The following is a 15,025-nucleotide window of genomic DNA, read 5'->3' on the forward strand; positions in this document are numbered from 1 at the left end:
CGGGGCAGATCCGCCTGGGCGCGCGAAGGGGAAGGCTGCTAACGCGGTCACACGGTAAACGTTACCGCACTTGCTGCGGCTATGCTATTGCCGCGCAACCGACTCGAGCGCCCGCTTTTCCAGCGTCCACTGATGCATGGAGCCGTCATACAGGCGCGCCTGCTTGTTGCCGAGAATCTCTGACAGCACAAACCAGTTGCCGGCGGCCAGGCTGCCGGTATTGCAATAAGTAATTACGGGGGCTTGCGGATCGACGCCGCTGGCCTTGTAGACATTGCGGTAAGTCGCCAGGGAAAGCATGCGGGTCGCAGCGCCATCGGTCGTCAGCAATTCCGAGGAAACGTTTTTGGCGCCCGGAATATGACCATAGCCCGACACCATGTCTTTTTTGCTCAGCCCCAGATACTGGGAAGTGATGCGCGCATCCACCAGCTGCACGCTCTTGCCGGCAAGCGCTTTTTCAACATCTTCCGAAGTTGCCACCATCTGTGCGCGCTCAGGCTTGGCCACCCAGTTGCCCTCAAGCACTTTGGACGGTGCCGTAGTAAGGTCACGGCCTTCGGCAAGCCACGCCGCTGTACCGCCGTTGACGATGGCAATGTTGTCTTCGCCATACACCTTGAATTGCCAGTACAGACGGGCCGCCTCATTCAAGTCGGAAGGATGCTGACCTGCCGCCACGATCACGACCGGACGGCCCTGCTGCACCCCCCATTGGCGTGCCAGCTTTTCAAAGTCGGCGCGCTGCGGCAGCATGAACTTGACCTTGAGCGCCCCGATGACGCGCTCGACTCGCACGCTGGCGTTATCAACTGGCGCGGCATCCTGAATGTGGCCGCCAAGTTCGCGCAGCACCTTTTTGCCACTCTTCTTGTCGGTCTCAAACTGCGCTGTCGTCAGAAAGGTCTTCTGATCCGGACGAACATCGAGCACCGTGACTTCGGCCTTGTTGCTGGCCAGCCATTCGCCATCCACCACGGGACCTGGTACCTGCAAGGCCCAGCCCCATTGGGCGACGCAAAGCAGGGCAGCGCCCGTCATGTACTTCATCGGCATTTTCATCTTGATTCCTTCAGTGATGTTGATTTGGAACCTGGGCTTGCAGATACAAGCGCGTCTGGCAGCCTCTTATGTCGGTTATGTCCGCTACGTCCGCTCTGTCCGCAATGTCCATCAGGCCCGCACCAGCCTTGCCGGCAAGCCCTGCCGCACCGTGCTGCCCGCCACCGGATCGACAAACACATTGCGTCCGTTGCGCGTCGGGTCGCTCAATCCGAGATCGTTGAGATTGATGCCAGCGCCTATCGCCGCTTCGTGCGGTTGCGCTCTGTCGCCGATGCGGTGCGAGCGCGCACCGAGTTCGCGATGGCCAAAGCCGTGTTCCACCGCCACCACGCCGCGCTGCACGCCGTGGCGCAGCAGCACGGTCGCCCTGGCGCGGCCTCCCGGGGTTTCGAGATAGACCTGGTCGCCGCTGCGCAGGTCCAGCCCGGCCGCATCGTCCGGATGCAGCGCCACCGGGTTGTCCGGATGGATGCCGCGCAAGCGCCGCGCGCCAATACTGTAGGAGTTTTGCAGCGGCGATTTGTAGCTGATCAATTGCAGCGGCCATTGCGCCTCGGGGTAGTGGCTGCGCACCAGAGTCCCATCCGCGAAAGCCGGTTGCTGCCAGGTCGGACTGCCCGAAAAGCGCTTGCCACTCAAGCTGCTTTTGCTGGTGCCGACATTTTCGTTGTACAGCATCATGGGTTTGGTGAAGCGGTACGTGGACCAGTCTGACGGATAAGGCGCTTCTTCCTGCGCTGCAGCAACGACAGCGCCCACGGCCAACGGTAGCCTCATGCCGAACATTTCCTGCAAGCTTTGATAACGCCCTCCCCGCGCCAGCATAAACGCCACCTTGCGCCACTCTTCGGGCTTGAGGGTTTTTTCCAGCTGGGGTCGAATGCGGCTCACGCCCGACAGCAAGAGATCGTCGTCGCTCGCGTCAGGCACCGGCGCCTTGCCCTGCCACGCAATATTGGCACCGCCGCGCAGGTACCAGTCTTCGGGCCGTTCCAGCGCGCAGGGCTCGCCGCTGCTGTCGGTCAGCCCGGCCGCGCCGAAGCCGGGCAGGGCCAGGGCCTTGGCCAGCGCCAGGAAGAAAGTTTCCATGCCGATAGCCTGGCCGTCGGCCAGCTTCTGGGCTTTGGGCTCGACCACTGGCCAGCGTGCCGTGCTCAGTTTGACGGCCACGCCAGCCCAGGCGCCGGCCCAGCCCCAACTTTCATACATCAGCGAATCCGGAACGATGTAGTCGGCAAAAGCGTTGGTTTCGTTGGTGAACGGATCGACGGACACGATCAGTGGCAGCTTCTTCGGATCAGCCAGATCCTTTTCAATCTGGGCGCGCAGCCCGGTGATGCCGTAGAGCGGATTGCAGCTCCACAGGATCAGCGCCTTGAGCGAATACGGATAGCCATTGACGGCGCTGCTCAGCCATTCAGATGCCAGGCCGGGCGCATTGGGGTACCACGGTGCTTGCGCCGGGTAGGCCTTGCCCCCGGCCTTTTTGCGCTTGAACTCGGCGGTTTTTTCGTAAGCAACGTTGCGTCCGAGCGGCATGCCGCCGGGCTTGACCGCGCCGGCAAAGCTTTCCAGGTTGTAGCGCGGCCCGTCGCCGGCATCTTTGAAGCTGCCACCGTTGACCAGCGTGCCGCCCTGGCGGTTCAGATTGCCGATCAGGGTGTTGAGCATGAGCAGCGCGTAGGCATTGTAAAAGCCGCTGCCGGCCATCATGCCGCCATGCGCACTGAGCGCGGCGCGCTTGCCGTGGCTGGTGAATTCGCGCGCCAGCCCCTCGATGACGGGCACGGGAATGCCGCAGGCAGCCGAATAATCGGCCAGGCTGTGCTTGAAGGACTGGTCGCGCAACAGGCTCATCGCGCTTTGCAGCTTCAGCGTTTCGCTGCCGATTTGCAGCGCGCCGTCAAAAAACAGTTCCGCCTTGGCTTTGGCATCGGTGTGAATGACGGCTTGTTGCGCCGCGAGATCGAAGACGACGAAAGGATCCTTTTCCTGGTAGCGCTCTTCTTCGGCCAAAGCCATGCCGAGATCCGAGCCACGCAGGTAGCGGCCATCGCGCGCATGACCGGGCTGCACGATCACCAGGTGGGTGGCGTTGCTCCAGCTCGCCTCGCCGGCGGCCTCGGCCGCCTTCAAGTTGGGCTGAACCAGATAGTGCCGGTCATAGCGTTCCTGCTCGATGATCCAGCGGATCATCGCCATCGCCAGCGCGCTGTCGGTGCCCGGCTTGATCGGCACCCAGCGGCTGCGCTCGGCTGAAGCCAGGCTGTCGGCGTGGCTCAGCACCGGATCGACCACCACGTAGCTGAATTGGCTGTTGCCCGCGCGCGCCTTGGCCAGCAGCGTGCCTTGCCGCTTGAACGGGTTGCCGGCATTGCCGGGCGCGGTGCCGACAAAGATGCAGAACTCGACATGCTCCAGGTCCGGCTTGGCATGCGGCATTTTCTTCATGTCGCCGAACATTGCGCCCGAACCGCTGCGGTAGGCGCCGCCGCAGTAGGACCCATGGCCCACCATGTTCAGGCTGCCGTAAGACTGTTTGAAGAAACGCTCGACAAAGGGCTCGCGGCCCTCGTTGGTGCTCGACATCAGGCCGACCTGGTTGACCCTGGGGCCAAGTTCGGGTTGCTGCGCATCGATCGGCGTTTGCAGGTCGCGCAAGGCGCGCAAACCCTGCACCTCGCCTTCACCGAACAAATTGCCGCCTTCGACGATCTCCTTGACCAGCTGGTCGAACGCGATCGGCTGCCACTGGCCGCTGCCGCGCGGGCCGACACGCTTCATCGGCGCCAGCACGCGAAAGGGCGAATCCATTTGCTCCAGCACGCCGTTGCCGCGCCCGCAGGCGGTCGAGCGGCCTTTCAGTCCTTTTTCCTGGTAGCGCGTGAGCGAGACAAAGCTGCCCCTGATCGAGGTCTGAAAAGGCAGCGGCGGATCAGCTGACAGCGGGCTGTACGGGTTACCGGCCACGCGCAGTACCTTGCCGCCTTTTTTATCAATGCGCACCCGCACACCGCAAAAGGTGGTGCAGCCCATGCACATCGTGTAGCTGACCTGCTGCTCCGGGTTGATGCGCAAGGCGCCGGTGGCCGGATTGACGCTGAACTCGGGCACCAGCGAATTGCCGTGCAGGCGCTGCTGAGGCTTGTCCTTGCCGAGCACATGATCAAGCATGCGCCCTGCCGTTGTCGAGGCGCCGGCGGCAAAGGCCGTGAGGCCGCCGCCAATGGCAGCCTTGCGTAAAAATGAACGCCGTTTGTCTTCCATGAATAACCCCTTAGTGCTCAGCCATCGCGCTATCGGGGAGCGCACTGGCTGGCTGAGTTTTGCGGCTGGCAACGCTGTCAAAGGCCGGCCCGGCCCATGGCAGGTAATCAATCATCAAGATCAGCAATGCGATCCATAAACCAAAGGTGCCGACGATGCCGAGCAGGCCGTCGCTGCCCAGCGGCAGCTGGTAGTCGTACAGGCCTGCGCCGGTTTTAGGAATGTCCTGGCCGCCGATGAGGATGGTCCAGCGCATCATCCAGGCACTGTGCACGGCAATCAGACCGGTCATCAGGCCGCTGCTAGCCGGGCGCCAGATCGCCAGCGCCATCGGCAGGATGCTTGCCAGCACCGCCCACACCGCCGTGAGCTGCCAACGCGGCAGGCCGGCCACCTGATTCAGGGCGGCGCTGTGCGAGGGGCTGAGGCCGGACAGGCTGACGAACAGCCAGCTTCCGCCCAGCGTCAGCACCGCCGCCAGCGCGAGCACCAGCAGGCGGCTCAAACTGATTTCCAGCTGCCTGTCGTGGCGGCCAATCAAGCGGTTGAACAGCAGCAGCAAGCCGACGGCGCCGACAAAGGCCGTCGCGGCAAACTGCAGGGGCAGAAAAGGCGTGTTCCACAGCGGCCGCGCTTGCACCACCATCACCTCCATGCCGGTATACAGCGCCACCAGCACGGCGCCTGCCAGCGTCAGCAGCGCCGCGGCGGCGAGGGCCGGCCGCCTGGCCGGGCCGCCGCGCAGCGCCAGCCACGCATACAGCATCAGGCCGCCGAGATACACCGGAATAAAAAAGGAGCCCCACGACATCCACGATTGCGGCTGGAAATACAGGTAGAAATAATAAAACCGCCCCGGACCGTGCAGGTCGGCCAGCAAGGCCACCGGCGCTGTCAGTCCGCAAACCAGCGCGCCGAGCAGCGCCAAACGGCCCTGTCTCTCATGCTGGGCGCGACCGAAAACAAAATACGGCAGCGTCAGCATGAAGCTGCCATAGCTCAGCCCGATCAGGAAAAAGTACTGCACGGCCCACGGCAACCAGGCGGCGCCGCTGGTCACGTTGAACACTTCGATGATTTGACTGTTCATGGTTCACGCTCCAGCATCGCTTGGTTGCCATAGAGTGCCTTCGCCCTCGACGCGGCCCTGAAAATGCGTTTCCAGTCCCAGGTAAAACACCTGCGGCTGCGATCCCATTTCCGGCTTCAGCACCTTGACCTTGTTTTGCTCAAGCAACTGGCGAACCTGGCTGCCCGCAGCGTTGAGGTCGCCAAAGATGCGCGCCCCGCCCACGCAGCTTTCAACACAGGCCGGTAGCAGTCCGGCATCGATCCGGTGGGCGCAAAACGTGCACTTGTCCGCCTTTCCGGTGTCGTGGTTGATGAAGCGCGCGTCGTAGGGGCAGGCCTGCACGCAGTAGGCGCAGCCCACGCAGCGATCGCCGTCAACCACCACGATGCCGTCGGCGCGCTGGAAAGTCGCGCCGACCGGGCAGACCGGAATGCAGGGCGGCTCCTCGCAGTGGTTGCACAGGCGCGGCAGCATGTAGGTGCCGGTATGCGCGCCGTCATGCACTTCGTAGGTGGAAACGAGGGTGCGAAAACGGTTTTCCGGCACGGCGTTCTCCATGATGCAGGCCAGCGTACAGGCTTGGCAGCCAATGCACTTTTGCAGGTCAACCACCATGGCCCAGCGCTGTTTTCCATCACCTGCTACGGCTTGCGCAGCGATGGCGGGAACCATCGCCGCGCCGGCGCTGATGGCTGGCAGCACGCGTAAGAAGTTGCGTCGTGAGTGAATCAATTGAAGCCCCTGGTGCTGATCGCTTCGCCGCCACCCCTGCCATCAAGGCAGCTGTAATTGCTATTAATTCAATAGCTGCCTGCGCCCGTCCTGATTGGGCTAGAGCCTTATTTGATACATAAATTCGGCTCAAACCCGGTCAATAACCCCAATAGGCCTTGGCTTTCGCCAGCGCATCGGTGATCGGCTGGAACGGCCCGTACTTGTGCTGCGCCAGCGGGAACATCGGCGCAAAGCGCGGGTCATCGCTGGCCAGCCCGAGTCCATCGACGCGCGGCATGGTGTAGTCATAGGCGGCGTCCGGGGCTTTTGAAAACCAGTTCGGCACACCGGTCGGGCTGGTGCCGGTCCAGTCATTGACAAACCTGGCGTCAAACGGGCGGTCTTTCGACAGGATGTAGGCCGTGACGTCCCAGGCATCCTGCGGCGACATCCGCGTGCTCGGGTCCAGGCTGTTGACCTTGTCGTACGGCATGTTGCCATTGACCAGCGTTACCGCCGTGGCCAGCCGTCCCATGCCCGCCATCAGGCCAAAGCTGTTGGCGCCCCACAGCGCCGGGTAGCGGTAGCGCTTCTCGTCGTCGCGCCACACGCCCTGGCCATCTTCCTGGTGGCAACTCTGGCAGCTGTCCTTGTAAATGGTGGCGCCGCGCTGCGGATTGGCGGCGGTGGTCAGCAGGGGCAGCTTGGGAAATTCCTGGCCTGGCACCTGCTTGTAGGTGTAGCCCGCTTGCAGGCCGGTCGACAGAAAGCCGAAGTAGGCAACGATGTCCTGCATCGCCGGGCTGCCTGTGGGCAGCGCCTCGCCGGCCAGCGAGCGCTCGAAGCAGCCGTTGATGCGCGCGGGCAGGTCACGTTTTATGTTCTCCCGCGCACTGAAGGCGCCGGGCGCCGCGTATTTGTAGGTACCCACTACCCAGGGTGAGGCGTTGGGACGCGTGCCATCGTCCAAGTGACAGTTGGCGCATGACAGACGGTTGCCGACGTAGGGCTTGCCATTGGCGGCGCGCTGGGTGCTCTCGGCGCCCAGGTACTTGTAAGTGCTGTGGATGAGTTCCTTGCCCCGAGTGGCTGACGCGTTCATCGTGGCCGGATCAGGCAGCTTGTACGACGGAGCGTAAAAGGCGTTGAAATCCCCGGGGTCGGTGCCGCTGCCCGCCAGCACTGGGCCGGACGCGGCCATGGACGCCGCCAGGACTGTTAACAGCAGATATTGACGTGTTTTCATAACAAGGTTCCTTCTGAGAGACTGTTCGACTTTGCGAAAAGCGCTTGACAAATTGGCGCTGGCCAAGGGCCTGGGCCAGCCGGCCAGCGCGCCCCGTAAGACGCGATGGCCTGGCGGCCTGAAGCGCGCGCTACGGCGTCATTTGGCCGGAGACACGCCTTTTTCACGCGCTGCCTGAATCGGCTGCCACGGGCCATACTTGTGCTGCTCGGCCGAAAAGCCCGGCGTGTAGGGCGGGAACGCCGCATCGACCGGCTTGTTCTTGCGCGCCGGAAAATCCGCCACGGTATTGGCCTTGACCGGGCGCGGCTGGCTGTTGATGAAAGCGGCGACGTCGAAGGCCTGCTCATCGGTCAGCACCGCGTTCAGGTGCGTGATGCCGCTGGGCATGTTGCCCTTGATGAAGCCGGCGGCAAGCGTGATGCGTGCCATACCAGCGCCGTCGTTGTAGCTGTCGGCGCCCCAGAGCGGTGGAAATTGGTAGCCGTTGGCATCGCCGGCCTTGCCGCGCCGCACGCCCTGGCCGTTCTCGCCATGGCAGGCCACGCAGGTGCTTGCATAGACTTGCTTTCCAGCCACCGGGTCGGCTGCGCGTGCCAGCGCTTTAAGCTTGAGCGTGCCGCCGCCTTCCAGCTTGACGCCAACCGGCAGGCCGGTCGACAAGAAGTGCAGGTAGGACATGATCGCCTTCATCTCGGCACTGTCCAGCGGCAGTTTTTTGCCGTTCATGCTGCGTTCCATGCAGCCGTTGACGCGCTCCTCGGTGGTCGAAACCGCGTCTTCGCGGCCGCGGTACTGCGGAAAGCTGACAAAGGTGCCGACCCAGGGGTTGCCGAACTTGCGCCCGCCCGCGTCCATGTGGCACGAGACACAGCCCAGGTTGTTGCCGGCGTAGCGCTTGCTCACGTCCTTCACCTCCGGGCCGATGTGCTTGTAGGTTTCTTCCATCAGGGCCTTGCCCTGGCGCACCGACTGGCCGTACTTGTCGTCGGGCAGTTTGCTGATGTCGGGCGCTTGCCAGTCTTTCTGGACTGGCGCGGCTGCGGCTGGTACAGCGGGTGTGGCGGCAGCCGCCGGTGCAGCAACAACGGCGGGGCTTTGCGCCAAGGCGTTCACCGTCAAGCCTGCGCCTACGGCCAATGCCATGATCAATCTGTGTGTGTGTTTCATTTCAAATTCCTGTTTGCTGCAAGTTAGGCCTGAGGGCTTACATGCATCCTAGGAGCGAAGGGGTCTTGAAGCTATTGGATGTTTGCGGCGGTCGCCTATACAAAGTTGCCAATTTACACAGAGTGGAATTTGTGGCAGGCAGTAGCTAGCCATGCAGCTGCGCGCAGGCCTGCGCGCCACAAGACTGCTGAGCGGCTTCCCAGAAGTGGCTCTCCAGCAGAACTTTTGCTATGTTTTTCATAGCTACTTACGCCCGTATTTATTGGGTTATAGCCATTTTTCTTGTAAAAACATGACTTATCGCCCCCCATTGCAAGCGGTCTTTGCAGTTCGTCCCTGTTTCCGGGCAAAAAGCGCGGCAGTTCTGCGCGCGCTGATTGAAGCCGAACGCCACGCTCCAGGCGTCAAACAAAACCCCCTGACCTCTTTCCGCCAATCCTTGATTTTGCGCAAACCCGCCTGCACGGTCTGGTATGAGACTGTTGCATATTTAACAAGATCTACCAGGCTTTTGAAATAGGGCGAGCGGCAAAATCATTCTTGGCTTAGCCAGCTCCGCCAAATAGCCTAGACAGGCGCTTTCGCCGGGAACCCGGCCATCCATGCGCGACAAAAAAACAAGCATTAAAAATGCAGTGCTGCACGCAAGAACTTTCCGGTGACGCAGCCCAGGCAAGATCCATGAACAACCGATTCCCTCAACCCTGCTAATTAAAAGACCGGCCCTGAAAGGACCCTCGCCATGAAAGCTCTCGTTTACAACGGCCCTGGAAAAAAAGCTCTGGAAGAAAGACCCAAGCCAACCATCAAGGACCCCACCGACGCCATCATCAAGGTGAGCAAGACGACGATTTGCGGCACCGACCTGCACATCCTCAAGGGCGATGTCGCCACCTGCAAGCCCGGGACCATTCTGGGGCACGAAGGGGTGGGGGTCGTTGACTCCGTCGGACCGGGCGTCACCGCGTTCAAGGCAGGTGATCGGGTTCTGATGTCCTGCATCAGCGCCTGCGGCCGCTGCGAATACTGCCGCAAGAGCATGTACTCGCACTGCACGACCGGGGGCTGGATACTGGGCAACAGCATCGACGGCACGCAAGCCGAGTTCGTGCGCATTCCCTATGCCGACACCAGCCTGTACCCAATTCCGAAGGGTGCCGATGAAGAGGCCCTTGTCATGCTCAGCGACATCTTGCCGACCGGCTTTGAGTGTGGCGTGCTGAACGGCAAGGTTCAACCTGGCTCCAGCGTCGCCATCGTCGGCTCCGGCCCCATCGGGCTGGCGGCCCTGCTCACGGCACAGCTCTATTCGCCGGCCGAAATCATCATGATCGATCTGGACGACAACCGCTTGGCCGTGGCCAAACGCTTTGGTGCAACCGCCACCGTGAACAGCGCCGATGGTAAAGCGGCGGCGAAGGTGCTGAAAATGACGGGCGGGCGCGGTGTGGACACGGCCATCGAGGCGGTGGGCATTCCCGCCACCTTCGAGCTTTGTACTGACATCGTGGCGCCGGGCGGCACCGTTGCAAATGTCGGTGTGCACGGCGTGAAGGTCGATCTGCATCTGGAAAAGCTGTGGTCGCACAACGTGACCATCACCACGCGGCTGGTCGATACGGTGTCCACGCCCATGCTGCTCAAAACCGTGCAGTCCAAACGCATCGACGCCAGCCAGCTGATCACGCATCGCTTCAAACTCGACCAGATACTTGACGCCTACGAGACCTTCGGCAAGGCCGCTGACACCAAGGCGCTGAAAGTGATTATTGAGGCGTGAGAACCAGGGGCCGGTGACCTGCTTGCTGCGGGCACCACCCGCAGCCGGCGGCTCGCCTGGATGGACGGCAGCAGTCAATATGCTATGTTTTTTATAGCAATTTGCGCACGTAAGCCCTGGGCTACCGGCTTGAAACACCTCTACTCAAGGGTTTACTCTCAGTCTCGAAACCAATGTCCCGGGAAGCTCGGGTTAGCGCGGCGTAACCCGACCTACATGTGAAGAGCAACGAGTGGCGACGTTCGTTGTATAAATAAGCCGCAGCGCGCTAATTACGTGCGTTAGCAGCTATTTATTTAATAGCAAATGCAATGCCAAAAAACTGATTTCTTCGACGAAGAACATGAAGCAAGCCGATGACAGTCCATAAGACCCCTGCACCGGTCAGCCACAGCGATTCGGACGCCGCGCCGCATGCGCTGACGATCGACGCGCTGGCCGCGCAGCATGATGTTCAACTGGAACTTGGTCTGTCAGCAGAGCAACTTGGACAGCGCAAGAAAAAATACGGGCCCAATCGGCTGCCCGAAGCCCCGCCGCGTTCTGCCTGGCGAGTGTTTTTCGCGCAGTTCAAAAGTATTTTGATCATGATTTTGATCGGTGCGGCGACGCTTGCCGCGCTGATCGGCAACACCAAGGATGCACTTGTCATTGTGGCTGTCGTCCTGATCAATGCCACCGTCGGCTTTTACCAGGAATACCGCGCTGAACAAAGTCTGGCGGCCCTCAAGGGCATGTTGCCGGTGCGGGCACGCGTGCGCCGGGAAGGCAAAAAAATTGAAGTCCCGGCTGAGGATCTGGTGCCTGGGGATGTGGTGCTGCTGGAGGCGGGCGACCCGGTGCCGGCTGACGGCAGATTGCTTCTTGCGGCGGGGCTGGAAGTAGACGAGTCAGCCTTGACGGGCGAGTCGCTGCCGGTCGGCAAGCAGCTTGACGCGCTTCAAGCGCCGGACGTTCCCCTGGCCGAGCGCACCAACATGCTCTACATGAACACCCTGCTCACGCGCGGCCGGGCCGAGATCATCGTCACGGCAACAGGTGCCCACACGGAGATGGGACAGTTGTCGCAGGAACTCGCTGCAACGACTGAAGTGCCCACGCCGCTGCAACTCCAACTCGACCAGTTGGGCAAGCGCCTGGGCGCGATTGCCCTAACGCTGGTAGCCCTGCTGTCCGGCCTGGCGCTCTGGCGCGGCGACGGCCTGGCGCATATTGCGCTGGACGCGATTGCGCTGGCCGTCGCCGCCATGCCCGAAGGTCTGCCGGTGGTGGTGACGGTGACACTCGCGCTAGGCATGCGCAACATGGCGCGCCACCAGGCCATTGTCAAGCGCCTGGCTAGTGTTGAAACACTGGGATGCACGACCGTCATCTGCTCTGACAAGACCGGAACGCTGACGCTTAACCAGATGACGGCGCGCGCTTTCTTTTATCAAGGCGCACGCTTTGACGTCTCTGGCGAGGGGTATGCGACGGATGGAGAAATCAGTGCGGCCGGCGCGGTGGACGCGGCTTCAGCCCTTCCCGATCTGCATGCGCTGTTGCTGCCGCTGGTCGCCTGCAACGACAGCCGGGTTGACAATGGAAAAGTCATCGGTGACCCGATGGAGGGGGCATTGCTGGTGCTGGCGCACAAAGGCGGCCTCAATCCCGCGCAGGTCGCCGAAACACTGCCGCGCCTGGCGGAAATTCCGTTCGATGCGGTCCACAAGTTCATGGCCACTTTTCACCGTGAAGACGGCCAGGTGCGGATGTTCGTCAAAGGTGCGCCTGACGTGTTGCTGGCGCTTTGCACGCAGGTGCTCAATGCAAATACACAAGGTGCGGAAGGTGCGGAAGTTGCGGGGGGTCCGCTCGACGTTGCTGCACGCCAGCTCATAGAGGCGCACTACACGGAACTCGGCAACCAGGGCCTGCGCGGGCTGCTGGTCGCCTCGCGGAGCATTTCTGACAGCGCGTTTGACGCATCAGGCGATCTCGCTGCATGGGTCCGCGACCTCAGCTTCGTCGGCTTGATCGGGCTGATGGACCCACCCCGCGCCGAGGCCAAGGTAGCCATCGCCGAATGCCGGGCGGCGGGCGTTACCGTCAAGATGATCACCGGTGACCACCAGCTAACCGCATCAGCCATCGCGGCTGAACTTGGGCTCAAGGGCAAAGCCATGACGGGCGCAGAGCTTGACCGAATGAATGCGGAACAGCTGGCCGCCGCCATAGACAATGTCGCCGTTTTCGCCCGCGTGACCCCCACTAACAAGGTCAAGATCGTGCGCGCGCTGCAGAAAAAGGGCCATGTAGTGGCCATGACCGGCGACGGCGTGAATGACGCACCGGCTTTAAAAAGCGCCGACATTGGCGTTGCCATGGGCAGCGGCACGGCGGTTGCAAAGGCCGCCGCCACTGTGGTCCTGCTTGATGACAACTTCGCGACGCTGGTCAGCGCGGTACGGCAGGGGCGCACACTCTACGACAACATCGTGAAGTTCGTGCGCTTCCAGTTGTCCACCACCATAGGCGCCATCCTGTCCGTATTCCTTGCGCCGCTGCTGGGCCTGCCCGAACCCTTTACAGCGGTGCAAATTCTGTGGGTCGCGATCATCATGGACGGACCGCCCGCTGTGTCGCTCGCGCTCGACGCCGCGCGCCCGGGCATCATGCACGAGCCGCCGCGCAGCCGGTCCACGCCGCTGCTCACCCTCAACCGCCTGGGCAAGGTCATTGCCTACGGCGTCACCATGACGGTGGGAACGCTGGCGGTGCTGTACTTCTGCCTGCAGGCCGGCATGGCCCAGCAGGCCCCAACCCTGGCGTTCACTACCTTCGTGCTGTTCCAGTTTTTCAACGTGTTCAACGCACGCGTCGAACGCGGCACGGCATTCAACCGGCAGTTCTTCAAAAACGCGATGCTCTGGGCTTCGCTGGCCGGCGTGATCGGCCTGCAGGTTGTTGCCGTGCATTGGCCGCCTGCCCAGTCCATTTTTGGAACCTGGCCCCTGTCCCTCGGTGAATGGGGCATCGCCACCGGCGTAGCGGCCACCATCTTGCTGCTGGAAGAAGCGCGCAAGCTGACGGTGGCTTTGTTTGAACGCCTGCGTTCAGGAACGAAGAAGCCTGGACCCCGCACACAGTAGGAGGACGCACCGTAACCACCGCACCCAACCCGTCCTCCGGGGCATCGTCGTCGCCCAGGTCCAGCGCCAGCATCGTCAAACGCGCCGGCCTGTTTGTCGCGCTGGCCGCATTGCTGGCCATCTTGTGGATGCCCACGCCACAGGGCCTGCCACCCGCCGGTCAGGTGATGCTGGCCATCCTCGCCTTAGCCGTGGTGGTCTGGATGACCGAGGCGCTCGACTATGCGGTGAGTTCGGTGGTGATAGGCGCGCTGATGATTTTCCTGCTGGCCTATGCGCCCGATTCGGCCAAGCCCCTGGCTGCCGACATGGGCACCGGGGCGGCGCTCGGCCTGGCCTTGTCGGGGTTTTCCAACAGCGCCGTCGCGCTGGTGGCGGCGGCCTGCTTCATTGCCGCGGCGATGACCGCCACCGGGCTGGACCGGCGCATCGCGCTGGTGGTGCTGTCCAAAGTGGATGCCGACACCAACCACATCGTGTTGGGCGCCATGGTGGTGGGTCTTCTGCTGTCCTTCGTCGTGCCGAGCACGACTGCGCGCGTGGCCTGCCTGGTGCCCATCATGATGGGCTTCATCCTGGCCTTCAAGGTCGACAAACGAAGCCGCTTTGCCGGACTGCTGGTCATCACCGCCGCGCAGACCGCCAGCGTCTGGAACATCGGCATCAAGACCGCCGCAGCCCAGAACATGGTGGCGGTGGGCTTCATTGAAAAACAGTTTGGCACCAGTATCAGCTGGACCGAGTGGTTCATCGCCGGCGCGCCGTTTTCGGCCTTCATGAGCATCGCGGTTTACTTCATCATGACCCGCATGATGAAGCCCGAGATGAAAGAGATTGCCGGCGGCCGCGCCACCATACAGTTGCAGCTTGAGGCCATCGGGAAGATGACGCTGAAGGAGTGGAAGCTGCTGGTGATCGTGCTGGTGTTGCTGGGTTTTTGGTCCACCGAAAAGGTGCTGCACAACTTCGACACCTCGTCGACCACGATTGCCGCCATTGCCCTGATGCTGGTGCCGCGCCTGGGCGTGATGGACTGGAAGGCATCGCAGCGCGGATTCCCGTGGGGGACGGTGGTGCTGTTCGCCGTCGGCATCAGCGTGGGCACCGCCCTGCTGAAGACGAACGCCGCCGGCTGGCTGGCCAACCTGATCGTGCACAACCTCGGGCTGCAGCAGGCCAGCGCCTTCGCCATCCTGATGCTGCTGTCGCTGTTTTTGATCGTTATTCACCTGGGCTTCGCCAGTGCCACGGCGCTGGCGTCCACCATGATTCCGATCATCATCAGCGTACTCACGGCGGTGCAGACGCCGGGCATCAACGTGATCGGCATGACCATGCTGTTGCAGTTCGTGGTGAGCTTTGGTTTCATCCTGCCGGTGAATGCGCCGCAAAACATGATTGCCTACAGTACGGACACCTTCGACGCCCGCGACTTCATCCGCACCGGCCTGGTGATCACACTGGCCGCCGCCGTGTTGCTGGTGATCTTCGCGCTGACCTATTGGCCGTGGATGGGCTACATGAGCAAGGCGGTCTGAAACTACTGCAACGCAATGGTCCAAATACCCAGGAAACAGCAT

At 62.2% G+C, this 15,025-nt stretch carries 10 protein-coding genes; 4 read left to right on the forward strand and 6 right to left on the reverse strand.

Translation table 11 applies throughout. The annotated features are described in order from the left end of the window. Positions 1 to 84: 84 nt before the first annotated feature. The 6 genes from HHJ18_RS04645 to HHJ18_RS04670 all read right to left on the reverse strand — a co-directional run bounded on the left by HHJ18_RS04645 (position 85) and on the right by HHJ18_RS04670 (position 8,534). Positions 85 to 1,062 (reverse strand): rhodanese-like domain-containing protein, encoded by a 978-nt coding sequence (locus HHJ18_RS04645; RefSeq protein ID WP_296912043.1) that lies wholly within the window; start codon positions 1,060 to 1,062, stop codon positions 85 to 87. 111 nt (positions 1,063 to 1,173) lie between these two features. Next, complete coding sequence (locus HHJ18_RS04650; protein WP_296912046.1) at positions 1,174 to 4,332, reverse strand: molybdopterin dinucleotide binding domain-containing protein; 3,159 nt, start codon at positions 4,330 to 4,332, stop codon at positions 1,174 to 1,176. 10 nt (positions 4,333 to 4,342) lie between these two features. Then, positions 4,343 to 5,422, reverse strand: coding sequence for an NrfD/PsrC family molybdoenzyme membrane anchor subunit (gene nrfD / locus HHJ18_RS04655; RefSeq protein WP_296912048.1), 1,080 nt, complete (start codon positions 5,420 to 5,422; stop codon positions 4,343 to 4,345). Positions 5,423 to 5,425: 3 nt separating this feature from the next. Further along, on the reverse strand, positions 5,426 to 6,136 hold the full coding sequence (gene dsrO / locus HHJ18_RS04660; protein ID WP_366558803.1) for a sulfate reduction electron transfer complex DsrMKJOP subunit DsrO: 711 nt from the start codon (positions 6,134 to 6,136) through the stop codon (positions 5,426 to 5,428). Positions 6,137 to 6,275: 139 nt separating this feature from the next. Continuing rightward, a complete protein-coding gene (locus HHJ18_RS04665; protein ID WP_296912051.1) occupies positions 6,276 to 7,364 on the reverse strand; it encodes a c-type cytochrome in 1,089 nt (362 codons plus the stop codon). A 138-nt stretch (positions 7,365 to 7,502) separates the two neighbouring features. Continuing rightward, a complete protein-coding gene (locus HHJ18_RS04670; RefSeq protein ID WP_296912053.1) occupies positions 7,503 to 8,534 on the reverse strand; it encodes a c-type cytochrome in 1,032 nt (343 codons plus the stop codon). A gap of 151 nt (positions 8,535 to 8,685) precedes the next feature. Between HHJ18_RS04670 and HHJ18_RS04675 the strand changes: the two genes are divergently transcribed. The 4 genes from HHJ18_RS04675 to HHJ18_RS04690 all read left to right on the forward strand — a co-directional run bounded on the left by HHJ18_RS04675 (position 8,686) and on the right by HHJ18_RS04690 (position 14,983). Then, the gene (locus HHJ18_RS04675) at positions 8,686 to 9,054 is read left to right on the forward strand and encodes a hypothetical protein (protein ID WP_296912055.1); all 369 of its coding nucleotides are present in this window, start codon (positions 8,686 to 8,688) and stop codon (positions 9,052 to 9,054) included. 222 nt (positions 9,055 to 9,276) lie between these two features. Beyond that, positions 9,277 to 10,314, forward strand: a complete 1,038-nt coding sequence (locus HHJ18_RS04680; RefSeq protein WP_296912057.1) for a zinc-dependent alcohol dehydrogenase family protein — start codon at positions 9,277 to 9,279, stop codon at positions 10,312 to 10,314. A 356-nt stretch (positions 10,315 to 10,670) separates the two neighbouring features. Beyond that, on the forward strand, positions 10,671 to 13,445 hold the full coding sequence (locus HHJ18_RS04685) for an HAD-IC family P-type ATPase (RefSeq protein WP_296912059.1): 2,775 nt from the start codon (positions 10,671 to 10,673) through the stop codon (positions 13,443 to 13,445). Between the two features lie 71 nt (positions 13,446 to 13,516). Beyond that, a complete protein-coding gene (locus HHJ18_RS04690; RefSeq protein WP_296912265.1) occupies positions 13,517 to 14,983 on the forward strand; it encodes a DASS family sodium-coupled anion symporter in 1,467 nt (488 codons plus the stop codon). The last annotated feature ends 42 nt before the right edge of the window (positions 14,984 to 15,025 follow it).

This window comes from Polaromonas sp. (genome assembly GCF_012927455.1).
In the GTDB taxonomy this organism is placed as follows: domain Bacteria; phylum Pseudomonadota; class Gammaproteobacteria; order Burkholderiales; family Burkholderiaceae_C; genus Polaromonas.

Coding starts and splice junctions, on each gene's coding strand:
- HHJ18_RS04645 (WP_296912043.1), bottom strand. CDS start 1,062: ATGAAAATGCCGATGAAGTACATGACGGGCGCTGCCCTGCTTTGCGTC.
- HHJ18_RS04650 (WP_296912046.1), bottom strand. CDS start 4,332: ATGGAAGACAAACGGCGTTCATTTTTACGCAAGGCTGCCATTGGCGGC.
- nrfD (WP_296912048.1), bottom strand. CDS start 5,422: ATGAACAGTCAAATCATCGAAGTGTTCAACGTGACCAGCGGCGCCGCC.
- HHJ18_RS04665 (WP_296912051.1), bottom strand. CDS start 7,364: ATGAAAACACGTCAATATCTGCTGTTAACAGTCCTGGCGGCGTCCATG.
- HHJ18_RS04670 (WP_296912053.1), bottom strand. CDS start 8,534: ATGAAACACACACACAGATTGATCATGGCATTGGCCGTAGGCGCAGGC.
- HHJ18_RS04675 (WP_296912055.1), top strand. CDS start 8,686: ATGCAGCTGCGCGCAGGCCTGCGCGCCACAAGACTGCTGAGCGGCTTC.
- HHJ18_RS04680 (WP_296912057.1), top strand. CDS start 9,277: ATGAAAGCTCTCGTTTACAACGGCCCTGGAAAAAAAGCTCTGGAAGAA.
- HHJ18_RS04685 (WP_296912059.1), top strand. CDS start 10,671: ATGACAGTCCATAAGACCCCTGCACCGGTCAGCCACAGCGATTCGGAC.